We start from the raw sequence: 15,516 nt of genomic DNA on the forward strand, positions 1-15,516 counted from the left end.
AAGCGCTATCTAGACAAACAACCAAACCCCCGCAACGCGATTCTCGCCAAAATCACAAAAAAAGACAGGTGACGTGGGGAGAGGCCGGGAACCAGTCCCGGCCAGGCCCTTGCCCGCCAACCCTTCAGGCGGCGGAAGAGACTTTCATCAGCGCGAGGCCTGCCACGATCAACCCGGCCGCCAGGAGGCGCAGCGGGCTGGCGCTTTCGCCAAGCAGCAGGATCCCCACCAGGAAGGCCCCGACCGCCCCGATCCCGGTCCAGATCGCATAGGCCGTTCCCAGCGGAAGCGTGCGCATCGCAACCGATAGCAGGCCGAAGCTCGCGACCATGCAGACCAGCATGACGACAGTGGGGAGGGGGCGGGAAAACCCGTATGATGCCTTCATTGCGAAGGCCCAGCAGATTTCCAGAAGACCGGCGAGCAGAAGATAGACCCAGGGCATGACATTCTCCGTCAGGCCGGGCCGTCCCGACAGCTTGTCCCGGATGGGGAGGTCGTCCTCTGCGATGACAGATGGCGGCGTTCCGGTCGCGGGACAAGGGCCGGACCTGCAATTCCGGCATGCATGCCCGGCAGGGCCTTGCCCCGGGCATCCGCCCGGCATGTCGGCCGGGCGGGCAGGGCGGCCGGTCAGAACCCCAATGCGCGGGGCAGGGCCATGGTCAGGGCAGGGACATAGGTGACCAGCAGCAGCAGCGCGAAGAGCGCGAGATAGAACGGGGCGAGCCCGCGAATGGCCTGTTCGACCTTCACCTTTGCCACGCTGGCCCCGACGAACAGCCCGGTGCCCACCGGCGGGGTGATCGTGCCGATGGCCAGGTTGAACACCATCACGATGCCGAACTGGATCGGGTCGATGCCCACCTTCTGCGCAATGGGCAGCAGGATCGGCGTGAAGATCAGGATCGCTGGGCCCATATCCATGAAACAGCCGATCACAAGGAGCGCGATGTTGATGATCAGCAGGATCACGATCGGGTTTTCCGAGACACCGAGGATCAGCGCCGAGATCGCCGCCGGGATGCCGGTCAGCGCCATGGCGAAGCTGAGCGTCGCCGAGGCCGCCAGCAAGAGCATGATCGTGCCGGTGATCTGCGCCGTCTCCAGCAGGAATTCCGGGAAGGCCGAGACCGGCCGCGTCCGGTGGATCACGAAGGTCAGCAGCATCGTGTAGATCACGGCGATGCCCGAGGCCTCGACCGCGGTGAAGATGCCGAAGATGATGCCGCCGATGACGATGACGATCATCAGGAGGCTGGGGATCGCCTCCAGCGTGATGCGCATGGCCTCCCGGCCACCCGCCCAAGGCGTGGTGGGATAGCCCCGCCGCCAGGCATAGACCCCGGCGATGGTCATGATGACCAGCCCCCAGAGGATCCCCGCCACCGCGCCGCCCAGGAACAGCGCCGCCACCGAGGTGCCGCCCGAGACCAGCGAATAGATGATGAAGGCCGTGGTCGGCGGGATCAGCATCCCGGTCGGGGCCGAGGCGATGTTGACCGCCGCCGCGAAGGAGGCGTCATAGCCTTCCTTGCGCTGCATCGGCACCATCACCCCGCCGATCGAGGTGGAGGCGGCGATGGCCGAGCCCGAGATGCAGCCGAACAGCATGTTGCCCGCGATGTTGGTCTGGGCCAGGGAGCCCGGGATGCGCCCCGCCGTCAGCTTGGCGAAATTCACCAGCCGCAGCGCGATGCCGCCCGAATTCATCATCACCCCCGAGAGGATGAAGAAGGGCACCGCCAGCAGCGAGAAGCTGTCCAGCGCGGCGAACATCTTCTGCACGGAGGTGAACAGCGCCATGTCCAGCGGCGCCACGATGGAGACCGCCGCCAGAGCGGCCGCCGTCAGCGCCAGCGCCAGCGGCAGGCCGAGCGCGGTCAGACCGGCGAAGACGCCGACGAGGATCAGGCTTGCAGTACCGGCCAAGGGTCAGTCTCCCCAGTTGAGCGCGGCCTCCACCTCGTCCGGACGCTCGCGCCGCTGGCGCAGGAGGTCGGCAAGGTTGAGGAGGCTGTAGATCGAGATGAACAGTCCCGAGACCGGGATGGCGGCATAGACCGCTGCCATCGGCAGCTGCAGCACCGCCGTCGTCTGGCCGCTGGCGATCTGCATGGCGCGCAGCCCGCCCAGCCCCAGAACGCCGATGCCGAAGACCAGGAAGGCCAGCGGCACCAGCAGGTCCAGGACCCTCTGAACCGCCGGGCGCACCAGGTCCCGAAGCAGGGTCACGGCCATATGCGTGCCGCGGCCGGTGGAATAGGCCGCCCCAAGAAGGGACAGCCAGACCAGGCCGAAGCGCAGGATCTCCTCGGAGAAGGTGGAAGGCGCGTTCAGCACGTAGCGGCTGAAGACCTGCCAGGCCAGTACCGCCACCATCGCCGCCAGAAGCAGGCAGCAGGCGGCCCCCACGATCCCGTCGGTCAGGCGGCGGAGCTGGCGCATCAGTCGTCAGCCTCGGCGCGGATCGCCTCGAACAGCGCGTATTTCTCCGGCTCGGATTTCAGCGCCTCGTACATCGGCGCCACGGCCTCCTGGAACTGCGCGACATCGGTATCGAAGAACTCGACGCCCATTTCCTCGGCCTTGGCCTTCTCGGCCTCGATCGCCTCGCCCCAGACCTGCTTGTGGAATTCGGTGGATTCCTCGGCCGCGGCCACCACGGCGGCGCGGTTTTCCTCGGACAGCCGGTCCAGCGCGGCGGTGGAGATCAGGACGACATCCGGAATGCGGCTGTGCTGGTCATAGGTGTAGTACTTGGCCACTTCGCCATGGCGCGCGACGGTCAGCGCGTATTCGTTGTTCTCCGCCCCGTCCAGCACGTCCTGCTGGATCGAGGTATAGACCTCGGCCTGGCCCATGGCGATCGGCGCGGCGCCCAGCATTTCCACCATGGCGATGGAGGTCGGGCTCTGCATCACGCGGATCTTCTTGCCCTTGAGGTCCTCCACGGTCTTCACCGGACCGTCCTTCAGATAGAAGCTGCGCGCGCCGGAATTGTAGTAGGTCAGCCCGACGAAGCCCTGGTCGGCCGTCGCCTGATAGACCGGGTCCATCACCTCGGGCTTGTCCATGGCGGTGTAGAAATGCGCCTCGTCGTCGAAGAGATAGGGCATGGAGAAGACGCCGTAGATCGGCGCGAAGCTTTCCATCAGGCCGCCCGACACCTTGGTCATGTCCAGAAGGCCGCCCTTGACCATCTCCACCAGCTCGCGCTCGCCGCCCAGCTGCCCGTCGGGGAAGAACTGCACGGTGACGTCGCCGCCGGTCTTCTCCTCGACCAGCTCGGCGAATTTATCCATCGCCTCGATGGTCGGCGTGGCGTTCGAGGCATAGGCAAAGCGCAGCGTGTCCGCCTGCGCGATGGCGGTCGAGGCCAGCAAGGCGGCCAGGCCCAGGATCGTCCGGGTCATGTGAAATCTCCTCCCTTTGATGTTGCGAGCGCCGCCTCAGATATAGCTGCGCAGGTATTCCGACAGCGCGAGGATCGCCATGGCCTGGCCATAGGGCATCGAGGTCAGGGCGATGTCGCGATAGAATTGCAGGTCCTCGCCCATCGCGGTGCCGAAGCTGACCTGCTTCAGCTCGCCATCGGCGTCGATATTGGCGATCACGCCCTCCATGGCGCGTTCGGCCACGGCCAGGTACTCGCCCGGCAGATAGCGTTTGCGCACCGCCTTCATCAGGCCATAGGCGAAACCGGCCGTGGCCGAGGCCTCCAGGTAGCTCGACGGATCGTCGACCAGCGTATGCCACAGCCCGGATGCATCCTGCGTCTGCTTGAGGAACCGCGCCTGACGCTCCAGCGTCGACAGCAGGTGCTTGCGGATCGGATCGCCGTCCTTGAGATCCAGCATCTCGATGATCTCGGGGATCGCGATCGTCACCCAGCTGTTGCCCCGCGCCCAGAGCGCCCCGGCGAAATTGTGCCGCTCCTCGAAGGTCCAGCCATGGAACCACATGCCGGTCTTGCGGTCGGCCAGGTACTGGGTATGGACCAGGAACTGGTACTTGGCTTCCTCGATATACTCGGGACGGTTCAGCACCTGGCCGATCCGCGCCAACGGCAGGACCGACATCATCAGCGTGTCGTCCCACATTTCCTGGTGGTTCACGTCGTTATAGACGATGTGCTGCAGCCCGCCCTCCTCGGTGCGGGGCATCTCGTACATCACCCAGTCCGCCCAGGTCTCCAGATAGGGCACCCAGGCGGGGTTGCGGTCGCGGTCATAGAGGTTGGCCAGGGTCAGGAAGGGCGCGACGGTGTTGATGTTCTTGGTCGGCGTGCCCTCGGCCAGCCGCGCATCGAACCAGTCGCGGATGATCTGCATGGTCTTCGCGTCGCCGGTCTGCTCCCAGAACCGGTAGAGCCCGTAGAGCCCGACGCCATGAGTCCATTCCCAGCCGGCCCAGCCCTTGGTGTCGATGACCCGGCCATCTTCGAGGCGCAGCAGGAATTCCCCGGTCGTGTCCTCGATATTGATCAGGTTGTCGGTCAGCCGCCCGATCAGCCCGGAAACCTCGTCGCGACTGTGGCGGCGGGCCTTCTGCATCAGGAGCGGGTGCATCGTCATCTGGTATCCTCCGTACGCCTTTTAATTATGAAACGGCGTTCCGAAAATCAAGGAACCATAGTCTGTCACAAGTTGCAACCGAATTCTTCGCCCCGTTGCTTTGCCGAAAACCCATCTAAACCCATTAGTTACAAGGTCAGTCTGGACAGGGGAGAAAATCTCTGCAAGAAATTCGAAACTGTATTCCACAATAATCGGGACAGCCATGACCGCCGGACGCCCTGCGAAAACCGAAAATGTCGCCGCCGTGATGAAGGTCTTCGCGGTGCTGGAAACGCTGGCAGAGCGCGGCCATGCCGGGCTGGCCGACATCGCCCAGGTCGCGATGACCTCGAAATCGACGGCGCACCGGCTGCTGCAGACCATGGTCGATCTGGGCTATGTGGAGCAGGAGCCCGAAACCGAGCGATACGGGCTGACCCTGAAGCTGTTCGGGCTGGGCGCGCGCACGCTGAAGGGGCAGGAGGCGCTTTTGTCGGTTGCCGATCGCGGCATGGGCCGGCTCAGCCGGGCCTTCGGCGAGTCGGTCAATCTGGGGGTGATGGACAGCCGCGACCAGCGCGTCGCCTATATCCACACCTATGAATCCGCCTTCTCCCTGTCGATGCAGACGCCCCTGGGGATGCGCAATCCGCTGTACTGCACCTCGCTGGGCAAGGCGCTGCTGGCCTGGCGCGACCCCGTGGAAATCGAGGACCGCCTGTCGCAGATGGATTTCGCCCCGCGCGCGCCGAACACCATCACCGATCCCGCGACGCTCCGGGCACGGCTGCCGCAGATCCGCGCCCAGGGCTATGCCGAGGAAATCGAGGAGGCCGAGGCGGGGGTGCGCTGCCTGGCGGCGCCGATCCTGGATCACCGCGGCCGCTCCGTCGCGGCGGTCTCGCTCAGCTTTCCGCTGTTCCGCTTCGACGAGTCGAAGAAGCCCGATTATGTCGCGCTGCTGCTGGAAATCACACGCGAAGCCTCCGAAACTCTTGGCTGGGACCCGGCCTCGGCGGAAGGCGTCACCTGACTCCGCCCATTTATGAAATAGAGTTTCATTTTTATTGCGACTCAGTTCCGAAATCGTAATCTCCCTGCATCGTTCAAGAGGAGGAAACGATGAAGAGACGCATGCTGCTCGGCCTTGCCGGTGCGGCCGGAACGCTTGCCGCCGCCGGTCTGCCCACGCCCTTCCTGGCCGCCTCCGGCGATGACACCGCCGCGCCCGAAAGTTTCCGCGACCCGGTTTCCGGCCATCTGGTGCGCCGCCTGTCGCGGCGGCCGGGATCGCATGTGCTCTATTTCCACGACAATGCCTTCACCGCCGACGGGCGCTACATGGTCTATGACGCCCCCGGCGGCGTCGATGTCGTCGACATGGCCAGCTTCGAGGCACAGCCCCTGATCGAGGGGCCCTATGAATGCATGATGGTCTCGCGGCAGAAGAACATCGCCTATGTCTATCGCAAGAATGACGAGGGCGGCGGCAAGGGGGTCAGCGGGCTGGATTACTTCGCCGTCTCGATCCCCGACGGCAAAGTCACCCAGATCGCCGAACGGCTGGACGGATCGCTGTTCCAGTCCAATGCCGATGACAGCCTGATGCTGGGCGTCTGGCAGGAACGCCCCTTCGATTTGCAGCCCGGGCCCAAGGTGGCGGGCACCGATGGCGGCTACAATGCCGTGGGCCCCGACGGCAAGCCGCTGAGCTTTGCCGCCGCCAAGGAGGTCCGCATGGCCGAGCGCCTCGCCCAGGGCATCCCGATGGAGATCTTCACCCTCGACCCGGAGACCGGCGAACGCCGCACGGTGGTGCGTTCGGACAAGGACTGGCTGAACCATATCCAGTTCTCGCCCACCGATCCCGACCAGATCATGTATTGCCACGAAGGTCCCTGGCACATGGTCGACCGCATCTGGACGGTGCGCAGCGATGGCAGCGACAACCGCCGCATCCACCGGCGCCGCATGAACATGGAAATCGCCGGGCACGAATTCTTCTCCTATGACGGCAAGCGCATCTGGTACGACCTGCAGACGCCGCGCGGCGAGGATTTCTGGCTGGCCTCGGTCGATCTGGACAGCGGCAGCCGCATCTGGCGGCACATGGACCGCAATGCCTGGTCGGTGCATTTCATGGTCGACCGCGACGGCCGGCTGGGCGGCGATGGCGGCGGCCCGGACATGGTCGCCGAGGCCCCCGACGGCAAGTGGCTCTATCTGTATGACGAGGAGATCATCGAGGATCTGGGCGTCTCGGCCCCCGATGCGGCGGACCTGGTGCGCCCCGCGCGGCTGATCCCGCAGAAGATCGTCGACATGTCCGCCCATGACTACCGGCTGGAGCCGAATGTCCAGTTCTCGGCCGACGGCGCCTGGCTCAGCTTCAAGTCCAACATGCACGGCGACATCCATGTCTATGCCGTGGAGACCGGGCGCAGCGCCTGAGCGCCTCCGCCCGCCCCGCCGGGGCGGGCCCTACAGGCCCGTCGCCGCCAGCACCGCGATCCAGACCGACAGGATCGCCCCGCAGACCAGCGTGTAGGGCCCGTTCCAGACCAGCCCCACGCGCCGCGCCGAGACCTTGCCGAAATCCGCCACCAGCAGCGTCGAGGCGGTGAAGGGCGAGGTCGCCCCCGACAGCGCCCAGCCGCTGGTGATCGCCACGACCATCGCCGCCGGGGTGACGCCGATCGCCTCGGGCGCGGGCAGGATCGGGCCGATCATCGACACCGCCAGGATCGGGTTCATGCCGATCTGCCCGGTCAGCGGCACGATCCAGAACAGCGCCACCAGCAGGACCGGCGCCGAAATCGCGCCCAGATCGATGCCGCTGGCGGCCATCACCGGCGCCGCCAGATGCCCGCCCATCGTGCCGATGAAGGCCGCCATGACCAGAAGGACGGTCTGATCGCGCAGCCCCGGCATGTCCGACAGCGCGAAATGCCGGGCGCGGCTCCAGGCATGGCGCGCATCGGCGCGCCCGCCGGGCGCCTGGAAGGCCGTCCAGATCAGCGCGATGGCCGGCACGATGGCCATGACCACGCCGACGATCCGCACCCCGGTCGCCAGGTGCAGCACCGCGGTCAGCCCCGCCAGCAGCCCCAGCAGCAGAAGAAGCGGCCTGAGCTGGCGCAGCCAGTCGCCCTCGGCCGGGCCGCGCGCGGGCGGCGGCACCGAGAGGCGAGGCTTGAAGATCGTGTCCAGCGCCCAGCCCACGCCGGTGAACACCGCCACCCCCGCCAGCGTATAGGGCAGCACCGCCGCCCAGTCGGCGCCCGGCACGATGCTCAGCGTGATCGCCGAGGCGAAGGACAGGGGCGACCAGGGCAGGGTCGAGACGAAGCCGCGCTGGATCGCGACCAGCATCCGGCGGATGCGGTGGCGGCGGATCTCGGGATCGGGTTCCTTGTTCGCCGCCTCGGTCGCCAGCGTCCCCAGGAGCGCGATGCCGCCATAGATCAGGATCAGCCCGAACAGGTGCCCCCCCAGCGTCAGCGCCAGATAGCGCCGGCCCGGCGGCTGACCGGCCAGGAACCGGCCGCAGGCGACGATCGGGTCAGACCCGGTGGCGGCGGCGCGCATCGCGTTGATCGCGGTGAAGAAGGCGGCGATGAACCCCGCCTTGGTCAGGGCGGTCATCACCGTCGGGCGCCAGTCATCCTGGAAGGCCGCCGAGATCAGCACCAGCGCCAGGGCGATCGCCATGAAGGCGCGGCTGGTCCAGCTGATCCCCGGCCAGAACACCGCCCCCGCCGCCAGGGCGGCCCCGCCCGAGATCAGCGAGAAGACCGGGCTGCAGGCGAATTCCCCCAGGATGCCCGAGACCAGCGCCAGCGCCAGCAGGCCGCCCCCTGTCCGCGTGGGCCCGGCGGCAAGCGGTTTCACCATGCCGGACCCTGCCCCGGTTCATTCCCTGCCATGCCCGTCATCCGTCGCCTGCCCCGTTGCGTTGCCCCTGCATGGCGCAAAAGCCGCCCCGGGGAAAGCCTCGGGGGGATGCGCGGGGCGGGAGCCCGCCCTGCGCCTCAGTCGAAGCTGAGGAACCCCTCGGCCTCGGCGATCGGCGGCGCCGCCGCCAGCATCGCCAGGTCCGGCCCGCGCGGCGCCAGGTCGGGCAGCCCCGCGATCACCGCCTCGATCTCGGCGGCCACCGCCAGAAGCCGCCGGTCGTCATGGCGCCGACCGACGAGCTGCAGCCCGAAGGGCATGCCCTTCGCGTCGCGCCCGCAGGGGATCGAGATGGAGGGATGCCCGGCGATGGTGGTCGCATAGGCCAGCGCCAGCCAGTGGAAATAGGTCTTGGTCGGCTGCCCGTCGATCTGCGCGGGATACAGTTCGCGCCAGGGCCGCGGGCTGACGGTGATCGCGGGCGAGACGAGGATGTCCCAGTCGCCGAAGAAGGCCTGCCAGCGGCGGTGATACTCGCCCTGCGCGATCAGCGCGCGGGCCACGTCCTCACCGGAATAGCTGCGCCCCTCCAGCACGTTGTCGCGCACGTTCGGGCCGACATGATGCGGCGCCCGGTCCAGGAGCTCGGCATGGATGCCCAGGAAGGAGATGCCGCGCAGCACGCCGAAGATCCGGTCGGCATCGCGGCAGTCGGGCGCGGTTTCCTCCACCCGTCCCAGGAACGGGCCCAGCTGGCCCATGGCGTTGCGGAACTGGTCGCGGACGGTGGATTCGGTGGGGGCAAAGCCGAAATCCTCGGTCGCGGCGATCCGCAACCCCGACAGGTCCACCCGCGGCAGCGCCGCGAAACCGGCCGGATCCCAGGCGGTCCGGCCCTCGACCTCGACGGAGAAGGGATCGTCGCGGCCCGGACGCGACATCACCGACAGCATCAGACCGGCATCGGCCACGCTGCGCGCCATCGGGCCGGAGGTCGACAGGGGCAGCAGCGCCGTCGCCCGCGCCTCGCCCGGCACCACGCCGGGGCTGGGGCGGAACCCCACCACGCCGCAATGCGCCGCCGGGTTGCGCAGCGACCCGCCCATGTCCGAGCCGGTCGCCAGCGGGGCATAGCCGCAGGCCAGCGCCACCGCCGAGCCGCCCGAGGACCCCGCGCAGGTCTTCGTCACGTCATGGGGATTGGCGGTGGTGCCATAGACGAGGTTGCGCGAATTGGCCCCCGCGCTCCATTCCGGGACATTGGTCTTGCCCATCGGCAGCGCGCCCGCCGCGGCCAGCTCCGCCACCGGCGCGCCGTCGGCTTCGGGCAGGTTGTCGCGATAGGCAGGCGATCCGAAGGTGGTGGGCAGCCCGGCCATGTCCTCCATGTCCTTCACCGCCAGCGGCAGGCCATGCAGCGCGCCCAGCGGACCGCCCGCGGCCACCGCCGCCTCGGCCGCCTTCGCCCCGTCGCGCAGCCGGTCGAAATCCCGCGCGGGCATGGCATTGACGGCATGGTCCAGCGTCTCGACCCGGGCGATGCAGGCCTCCGCCAGTTCCACCGGCGACAGGCGCCGCCGGGCGATCAGGCGCCGTGCCTCCAGGGCCGACAGGTCGGCGGGATCGGCGGGGGTCGGTGTCTGTCCGGTCATGCGGTGTCTCCTTCCGCGATCGCGTCGCCCCAGGGCGACAGGGTTTCGGTGGTGCCGGAATTGCGCCCGGCCTCGCGCAGCACCGCCGCCGGGGCGGCGAAAGCGAAGGGAAAGGGCAGGCGTTTTGCCGTGGCAACCGGCCAGCGGGCCGACAGCGCCCCGGTCACCGGCCCGGCCAGGCGCTCATCGGCGACCACCGGATCGCCGCCCGAGGCATCCAGCCGCGGCGCCTCCATCGCCTCCTGCAGCGTCGCGCCGGTCTCCACGAGCTGCGCCGCGATCTGCGCCACGGCGGGCATGATCTTGCGCCCGCCCGCCGCACCGAGGGCAAAGCGGCGGCCCGCCCCCTCGCCGATCACCGGGCAGACATTCATCAGGCAGCGCTTGCCCGCGCCCAGAGAATTGGGTTTTCCCTGTTCCGGATCGAACCACATGATGCCGTTATTCAGCAGCAGCCCCGTGGCGGGCGACACCGTGCGCGAGCCGAAGACCGACAGCAGCGTCTGGGTCATCGACACCATGTTGCCCGCCCGGTCGACGACCGAGAAATGCGTTGTGCAGCCCGGCGCCCGGGCGGAGTCGTGATCGCCCATCTCCGCCAGCCGCCGCGCATAGGCGGCACGGATCGCGCCGGTGCGCGCCACATGGGCGGCCGGGGCGGCGGCATCGGCGGCGGCATATTCCGCCTGCCAGGCGCCCATCGCATCGGCCAGGGTCGGCCCGGCGGTCAGGCCGGGCACTGCCAGGATGCGGCCGTCGCGATAGGGGAAATCCAGCGGGTCTGACCATTCGGGGGCATAGCCGGCCATGTCCGCCGCCGTCAGGAACCCGCCCTTGGCGGTGACATCCGCGACCAGCGCCGCGGCGATGTCGCCCTCGTAGAAATCCCGCGCCCCGGCACTGGCCAGCCGGTCGAGCGTGGCGGCCATGCCCGACTGGTCGATCCGCCGGTCGGCCAGCGCGGTCCAGCCGAAGCTTTTCGGCCATTGCCCGTCATCGAGGAACATCGCCGCCGCATCCGGGTCGCGCGACAGGTCCTGCGCCGAGGAGGCGATGACCAGCGCCGCGTACCAGTCGATCTCCATGCCGCGTTTCGCGTGGTCGATGGCCGGGGCCAGAAGCTCGGCCCAGGGCATCCGGCCGAACCGCTCATGCGCGGCCGCGATCCCCGCGACCGTGCCCGGCACCGCGACGGAACTGCCGCCCGCGATGTTGCGGTCCTCCACCACCGACTCCCAGGGGAAGAGGTCCGAGGCCTTGCCCGCCCCCGACAGGGGATAATGCGCGACATCGAGCGACTGCGACGCGCGCATGCCGTAGCTGAGCGCATGGCCGCGGCCCTCGTCCTCGCGCCACAGCATCATCGCGCCGCCGCCCATCGGCCCGGACATCCAGGGTTCGAGCACGCCGAGCACGAAGCTGGTGGCGACCGCGGCATCCACCGCGTCGCCCCCGGCCGCCAGGACGGCCGCCCCGGCCTCGGCAGCCAGCACATGCTGGGCCGCGACCACGCCGCCCTCGACCGCGACCGCGCCGGGTTTCAGCGTGATCTGGCTGCGGGAAAAGGATCCTGCCATGGTCTCAGCCTCCGAAGCTCGTCGGGAAGGGCCGCATCGCGCCCCGCATCCCCTCATAGGCCCTTGCCATCCTCAGCGCACCCATGTCGTCGAACCGCTGCGCCGCGATCTGCAGCCCCAGCGGCACGCCGTTCGTGTCATAGCCGCAGGGCAGCGAGGAAACCGGCTGCTCGCTCATGTTGAAGGGGACGGAATAGCTGATATGCTCCATCCCCCGCGCCGGGTCATTGGTCGGATAGCCCCATTCCGCCGGGAAGCTGATATGCGGCGACAGGGGCGCCAGCACGAAGTCGAAGGGCTTCGTCGCGGCGATGGTGCGGCGGCGGATCTCGACGGTGGCGGAATAGGCGTCGAAGACCTGCGCCCCGGTCAGGGAGGCGCCGGGCGCGGCATATTCCAGGAACAGCGGCAGCACCTTCGCGCGCTGCGCCTCAGACAGCGCCGCGACATCCTTCGCCGCGCGCGCCAGCCAGAACGTGTCCAGCCCGGCCAGCAGATCCTGCGTCATCCAGGGATCCAGCGGCTCGACGATGGCGCCCGCCGCCTCGAACAGCTTCGCCGCCGCCTCGACCGGGGGGATCACCTGCGGGTCCACCGCCATGCCGCAGCCGGGCTGAAGCTGAAGCCCGATCCGCACGCCCGTCAGGTCCATGTCGAGATCCATCCAGTCGATCGCGGCGGGCGGCAGGTTGCGGTAGTCGCGCCCTTCGGGATCGGGACGCGACAGCACCGCCATCATCAGCGCGGCATCCTCCACCGTGCGGGTCATCGGCCCGGCGCAGCGGCCCATATAGGGCGGATCGATATTGACCCGGCCGAGGCTGGGCTTCAGCCCCATCAGCCCGCACCAGGCAGCCGGGAACCGCACCGAGCCGCCGATATCCGTGCCCAGATGCAGCGGCCCGTAGCCCGCCGCGCCCCCGGCCCCCGCCCCGGCGGAGGAGCCGCCCGGGTTCATCGCCAGGTTCCAGGGGTTGCGCGTCAGATCATGCAGGCTGGACAGGCCCGAGGACATGGCGCCGAATTCCGGCATCGTCGTCTTGCCCAGGATCACCGCCCCCGCCTCGCGCATCCGCGCCGCGGGGGGCGCATCGGCGGCGGCAGGCACCGGGTCGGTGGCCGCGGTGCCGATCGGGCTGGGCGTGCCCCTGGTGGCGATGTTCTCCTTCAGCGTGGCGGGCACGCCGTCGATGCTGATCCCGTCCCGCTCCAGCGGGCTGCCCGCGCGCCAGCGCGCCTCCGAGGCGCGCGCCGCCTCGCGCGCGCCCTCCGGGTCGAACCGGTAGAAGGCGTGGATATGCGGTTCGCAATGCTCGACCTGGGCGATGACCGCCTCGGTCACCTCGACCGGCGACAGCGTCCCGGCGCGGTAGGAGGCGACCAGGTCGGTCGCCGACATCTCATGCAGGGCTTGGGGGGTGGTGCTCATGGCAGATCCTCGTCACTGTCGGAACCGGCGCGGGGCGCCGCGAAGCGGGCCGGAATGCGGAGACTCAGGCACGCTGTATTGATTGTTGATACACTTTCATCGTACAGTGATTATCGTTGCCCGGTAAACGATTTGCTCAGGGCGTAAGCAGATACAATATCGAGATTGCGCCCCCAGGAGGCCCCGTGATGAAATTCAAGGCAGAAAAGAAACGCAAACGCGGGCAAGGCGCATGACCGGCTATGTCCCCCGCGGCCGCCCGCCCGAAATCCCCGAAGAGGGCGACCCGCTCTTCGTGCGCGCGGTCGGCCGCGCGGCGGCGGTGCTGTCGGCCTTTCACCAGGCCGAGCATCCGCTGAGCCTGACCGAGATCGCCCGCGCCGCCGATCTGGACCGATCCACCGCGCAACGGCTGGTGCACACGCTGCGCAAGCTGGGCTATATCACCCGCGACCGCCATGACCGCGGCTTCGTGCCGGGGCGGCGGATCTATGACCACATCTTCGACGCGATGCGGCTGGACAGCCTGATCCAGCGCGCCGTGCCCTATCTTCTGGAACTGCGCTCGACGGTGAACGAACGCGTGGACATGTCGCTGCTGGACGACACGCGGCTGATCTACGTGTCGCGGCTTCAGCCCAAGCGCAAGGTGCTGCACGACCTGATGGTCGGCCTTTCCGTGCCGGTCTGTTCCACCTCGGGCGGCTGGGCGCTGCTGGCGCGCCTGCCCGAGGAAGAGGCGCGGGAAATCCTGGCCCGGTCGGAACCGCAAAGCCACACGCCGCGCACCCTGACGGATCCCGCTGCGGTCATGGAACAGGTCGATATCGCCCGGGAACGCGGCTATGCCATTGCGATGGAGCAACTTCTGACAGGCGAAATCGGCATCGCCGCGGCGGTCACCGATGCATCCGGCCGACCCGTCGGCGGGGTCACGATCACCGCGCTTCTGTCGGACTGGACCCCCGAGGAATTCGAGCGCGCCATGGCACCGGCGCTGATGCAGACGGTGCGGGCGCTCAGCCGGTTCTGAGCGCCTCCGCAGGTTCCAGGCCGCACCATTCGGCGATGAACAGCGCGATGGCCAGCGTCACGCGCCGCAGCGAGGCGATCTCCACCCATTCGTCGATGCCGTGCAGGACGCCCGCGACGGGACCGTAATTCAGCGCCGGGATCTGTTCGTAGAGAACGTTCACCCGGGCATCCAGATAGGCGGGCATGACATGGCTGGGCAGGCTTTGCCCCGTCGTCGCCGCATGCGCGCGGGACAGGACCGTCTCGGCCGCGCTGCCCTCTTCCAGCGCGTATCCCTCGGCCATGAAGCCGTTCCAGACCAGGCGGGGCGGGTTCTGCGACAGGTAGGGATCGGCCTCGGCGAAATCGCGCAGGTGGCGCTCGATCTCGGCAGCGCATTGCGCGGCGGACCAGCCCGGCAGCAGCGAGATGCGGAAATCCACCGCCGCCGTGGCCGGCACCGAGGACGCCCATTCGCCGCCCTCGATCCGCCCGACATTGAGGTTCACGGGCTTCGCCAGACCGGCAAACAAGGGATGCTCGTGGCGCCGGTCATTCCAGATCCGTTCCAGCCCGCGCATGGCCTCGATCGTGCGGATGGCCGCGTCTATGGCGTTCTCGCCTTCGCCCATACGGCTGACATGACAGGGAATTCCGGAAAATTCGACCCGGAACCAGATAACGCCGGTATTGGCCCGCACCAGGCTTTCCCCGGTCGGTTCGGGGATCAGTGCCGCATCGGCGCGATAGCCCGCGAGATGCATCATCATGGCGCCGTTGCCGGTGCTCTCCTCCTCCACGACCGAGGCCAGGTGCACCCGCGCAGCCGGCTGCCAGCCGCAGGCGCGCAGCGCATCCAGCGCGGCGATGGCGCAGGCCAGCCCGGATTTCATGTCCCCTGCCCCGCGCCCGTAGATGCGCCCGTCGCGGATCTCGGCGGCATAGGGCGGGCTGCTCCACAGCGCCTCGGGTCCGGTCGGCACCACGTCGACATGCCCCTGCAGGATCAGCGACCTGCCGGTTTCCTCGCGCGGCTGATGGGTGCCGATCACCACCGGCACCGTCGAATGCGCATCGCTCCATTTTCCCGCGCCCGGATGCGCGGCAAGGGCCTGCCGGTTCGGGGGGACCCGGGCCATGTCCAGCCCGCGGCCCTCCAGTTCGGCGAAAAGCAGGGCCTGCACCCCCGCTTCCTGCCCGCGCTGCGACGCGTGGCCGACCATCTCGCGGGTCAGGGCGATCTGGCGGTCGAATCCCGCCTCCACCCCGGCAGACAGGGCGGCGCGCAGGTCATCGGGCAGGGTCTGATGGAGCGTCATGCGGGATCTTCCTCGGCTGGAATGCTGCCGTGACACTGGGGCGATGGCCCCGCCATGGTCAATTGCCCTGCC

General features: G+C 68.4%; 13 protein-coding genes. 3 read left to right on the top strand and 10 right to left on the bottom strand.

Going from position 1 to position 15,516, the window contains the following annotated elements:
* Positions 1-124 precede the first annotated feature (124 nt).
* The 5 genes from ICN82_RS06960 to bglB all read right to left on the bottom strand — a co-directional run bounded on the left by ICN82_RS06960 (position 125) and on the right by bglB (position 4,577).
* Positions 125-445 (bottom strand): DMT family transporter, encoded by a 321-nt coding sequence (locus tag ICN82_RS06960; RefSeq protein ID WP_193181127.1) that lies wholly within the window; start codon positions 443-445, stop codon positions 125-127.
* A gap of 188 nt (positions 446-633) precedes the next feature.
* A complete protein-coding gene (locus ICN82_RS06965) occupies positions 634-1,932 on the bottom strand; it encodes a TRAP transporter large permease (RefSeq protein WP_193181129.1) in 1,299 nt (432 codons plus the stop codon).
* A 3-nt stretch (positions 1,933-1,935) separates the two neighbouring features.
* On the bottom strand, positions 1,936-2,448 hold the full coding sequence (locus ICN82_RS06970; RefSeq protein ID WP_193181131.1) for a TRAP transporter small permease: 513 nt from the start codon (positions 2,446-2,448) through the stop codon (positions 1,936-1,938).
* Entirely contained in the window at positions 2,448-3,416 is a 969-nt protein-coding gene (locus ICN82_RS06975) for a TRAP transporter substrate-binding protein (protein ID WP_193181132.1), read from the bottom strand. The genes ICN82_RS06970 and ICN82_RS06975 overlap by 1 nt, the downstream gene beginning before the upstream one ends.
* A 36-nt stretch (positions 3,417-3,452) precedes the next feature.
* A complete protein-coding gene (bglB, locus tag ICN82_RS06980) occupies positions 3,453-4,577 on the bottom strand; it encodes a beta-galactosidase BglB (RefSeq protein ID WP_226898337.1) in 1,125 nt (374 codons plus the stop codon).
* 205 nt (positions 4,578-4,782) lie between these two features.
* Here bglB and ICN82_RS06985 point away from each other — a divergent pair, with 205 nt between their 5' ends.
* Both ICN82_RS06985 and ICN82_RS06990 read left to right on the top strand, forming a co-directional pair.
* Complete coding sequence (locus ICN82_RS06985; RefSeq protein ID WP_193181133.1) at positions 4,783-5,592, top strand: IclR family transcriptional regulator domain-containing protein; 810 nt, start codon at positions 4,783-4,785, stop codon at positions 5,590-5,592.
* Positions 5,593-5,681: 89 nt separating this feature from the next.
* Positions 5,682-7,010, top strand: coding sequence for an oligogalacturonate lyase family protein (locus tag ICN82_RS06990; protein ID WP_193181134.1), 1,329 nt, complete (start codon positions 5,682-5,684; stop codon positions 7,008-7,010).
* Between the two features lie 30 nt (positions 7,011-7,040).
* On the opposite strand, the gene ICN82_RS06995 is transcribed toward ICN82_RS06990, so the two are convergent.
* The 4 genes from ICN82_RS06995 to ICN82_RS07010 all read right to left on the bottom strand — a co-directional run bounded on the left by ICN82_RS06995 (position 7,041) and on the right by ICN82_RS07010 (position 13,111).
* A complete protein-coding gene (locus tag ICN82_RS06995; RefSeq protein WP_193181135.1) occupies positions 7,041-8,453 on the bottom strand; it encodes a hypothetical protein in 1,413 nt (470 codons plus the stop codon).
* Between the two features lie 137 nt (positions 8,454-8,590).
* Positions 8,591-10,105 (bottom strand): amidase, encoded by a 1,515-nt coding sequence (locus tag ICN82_RS07000; RefSeq protein WP_193181136.1) that lies wholly within the window; start codon positions 10,103-10,105, stop codon positions 8,591-8,593.
* Complete coding sequence (locus ICN82_RS07005) at positions 10,102-11,682, bottom strand: gamma-glutamyltransferase (protein WP_193181137.1); 1,581 nt, start codon at positions 11,680-11,682, stop codon at positions 10,102-10,104. Before ICN82_RS07005 ends, ICN82_RS07000 begins: the two co-directional genes overlap by 4 nt.
* Before the next feature lie 4 nt (positions 11,683-11,686).
* A complete protein-coding gene (locus ICN82_RS07010) occupies positions 11,687-13,111 on the bottom strand; it encodes an amidase (RefSeq protein ID WP_193181138.1) in 1,425 nt (474 codons plus the stop codon).
* A gap of 232 nt (positions 13,112-13,343) precedes the next feature.
* On the opposite strand from ICN82_RS07010, the gene ICN82_RS07015 reads away from it, so the two are divergent.
* The gene (locus ICN82_RS07015) at positions 13,344-14,144 is read left to right on the top strand and encodes an IclR family transcriptional regulator (RefSeq protein ID WP_193181140.1); all 801 of its coding nucleotides are present in this window, start codon (positions 13,344-13,346) and stop codon (positions 14,142-14,144) included.
* Here the strand turns inward: ICN82_RS07015 and ICN82_RS07020 are convergent.
* Positions 14,131-15,444, bottom strand: a complete 1,314-nt coding sequence (locus ICN82_RS07020; RefSeq protein WP_193181142.1) for an ArgE/DapE family deacylase — start codon at positions 15,442-15,444, stop codon at positions 14,131-14,133. The genes ICN82_RS07015 and ICN82_RS07020 overlap by 14 nt on opposite strands.
* Positions 15,445-15,516: the final 72 nt, after the last annotated feature.

The sequence above is a fragment of the Mangrovicoccus algicola genome (genome assembly GCF_014903745.1).
GTDB classification, from domain to species: domain Bacteria; phylum Pseudomonadota; class Alphaproteobacteria; order Rhodobacterales; family Rhodobacteraceae; genus Mangrovicoccus; species Mangrovicoccus algicola.

What these genes read in the sequence shown, in the direction of transcription:
- ICN82_RS06960 (WP_193181127.1), bottom strand. Translation starts at nt 445, where the DNA reads ATGCCCTGGGTCTATCTTCTGCTCGCCGGTCTTCTGGAAATCTGCTGG.
- ICN82_RS06970 (WP_193181131.1), bottom strand. Translation starts at nt 2,448, where the DNA reads ATGCGCCAGCTCCGCCGCCTGACCGACGGGATCGTGGGGGCCGCCTGC.
- ICN82_RS06975 (WP_193181132.1), bottom strand. Translation starts at nt 3,416, where the DNA reads ATGACCCGGACGATCCTGGGCCTGGCCGCCTTGCTGGCCTCGACCGCC.
- bglB (WP_226898337.1), bottom strand. Translation starts at nt 4,577, where the DNA reads ATGACGATGCACCCGCTCCTGATGCAGAAGGCCCGCCGCCACAGTCGC.
- ICN82_RS06985 (WP_193181133.1), top strand. Translation starts at nt 4,783, where the DNA reads ATGACCGCCGGACGCCCTGCGAAAACCGAAAATGTCGCCGCCGTGATG.
- ICN82_RS06990 (WP_193181134.1), top strand. Translation starts at nt 5,682, where the DNA reads ATGAAGAGACGCATGCTGCTCGGCCTTGCCGGTGCGGCCGGAACGCTT.
- ICN82_RS06995 (WP_193181135.1), bottom strand. Translation starts at nt 8,453, where the DNA reads ATGGTGAAACCGCTTGCCGCCGGGCCCACGCGGACAGGGGGCGGCCTG.
- ICN82_RS07000 (WP_193181136.1), bottom strand. Translation starts at nt 10,105, where the DNA reads ATGACCGGACAGACACCGACCCCCGCCGATCCCGCCGACCTGTCGGCC.
- ICN82_RS07005 (WP_193181137.1), bottom strand. Translation starts at nt 11,682, where the DNA reads ATGGCAGGATCCTTTTCCCGCAGCCAGATCACGCTGAAACCCGGCGCG.
- ICN82_RS07010 (WP_193181138.1), bottom strand. Translation starts at nt 13,111, where the DNA reads ATGAGCACCACCCCCCAAGCCCTGCATGAGATGTCGGCGACCGACCTG.
- ICN82_RS07015 (WP_193181140.1), top strand. Translation starts at nt 13,344, where the DNA reads ATGACCGGCTATGTCCCCCGCGGCCGCCCGCCCGAAATCCCCGAAGAG.
- ICN82_RS07020 (WP_193181142.1), bottom strand. Translation starts at nt 15,444, where the DNA reads ATGACGCTCCATCAGACCCTGCCCGATGACCTGCGCGCCGCCCTGTCT.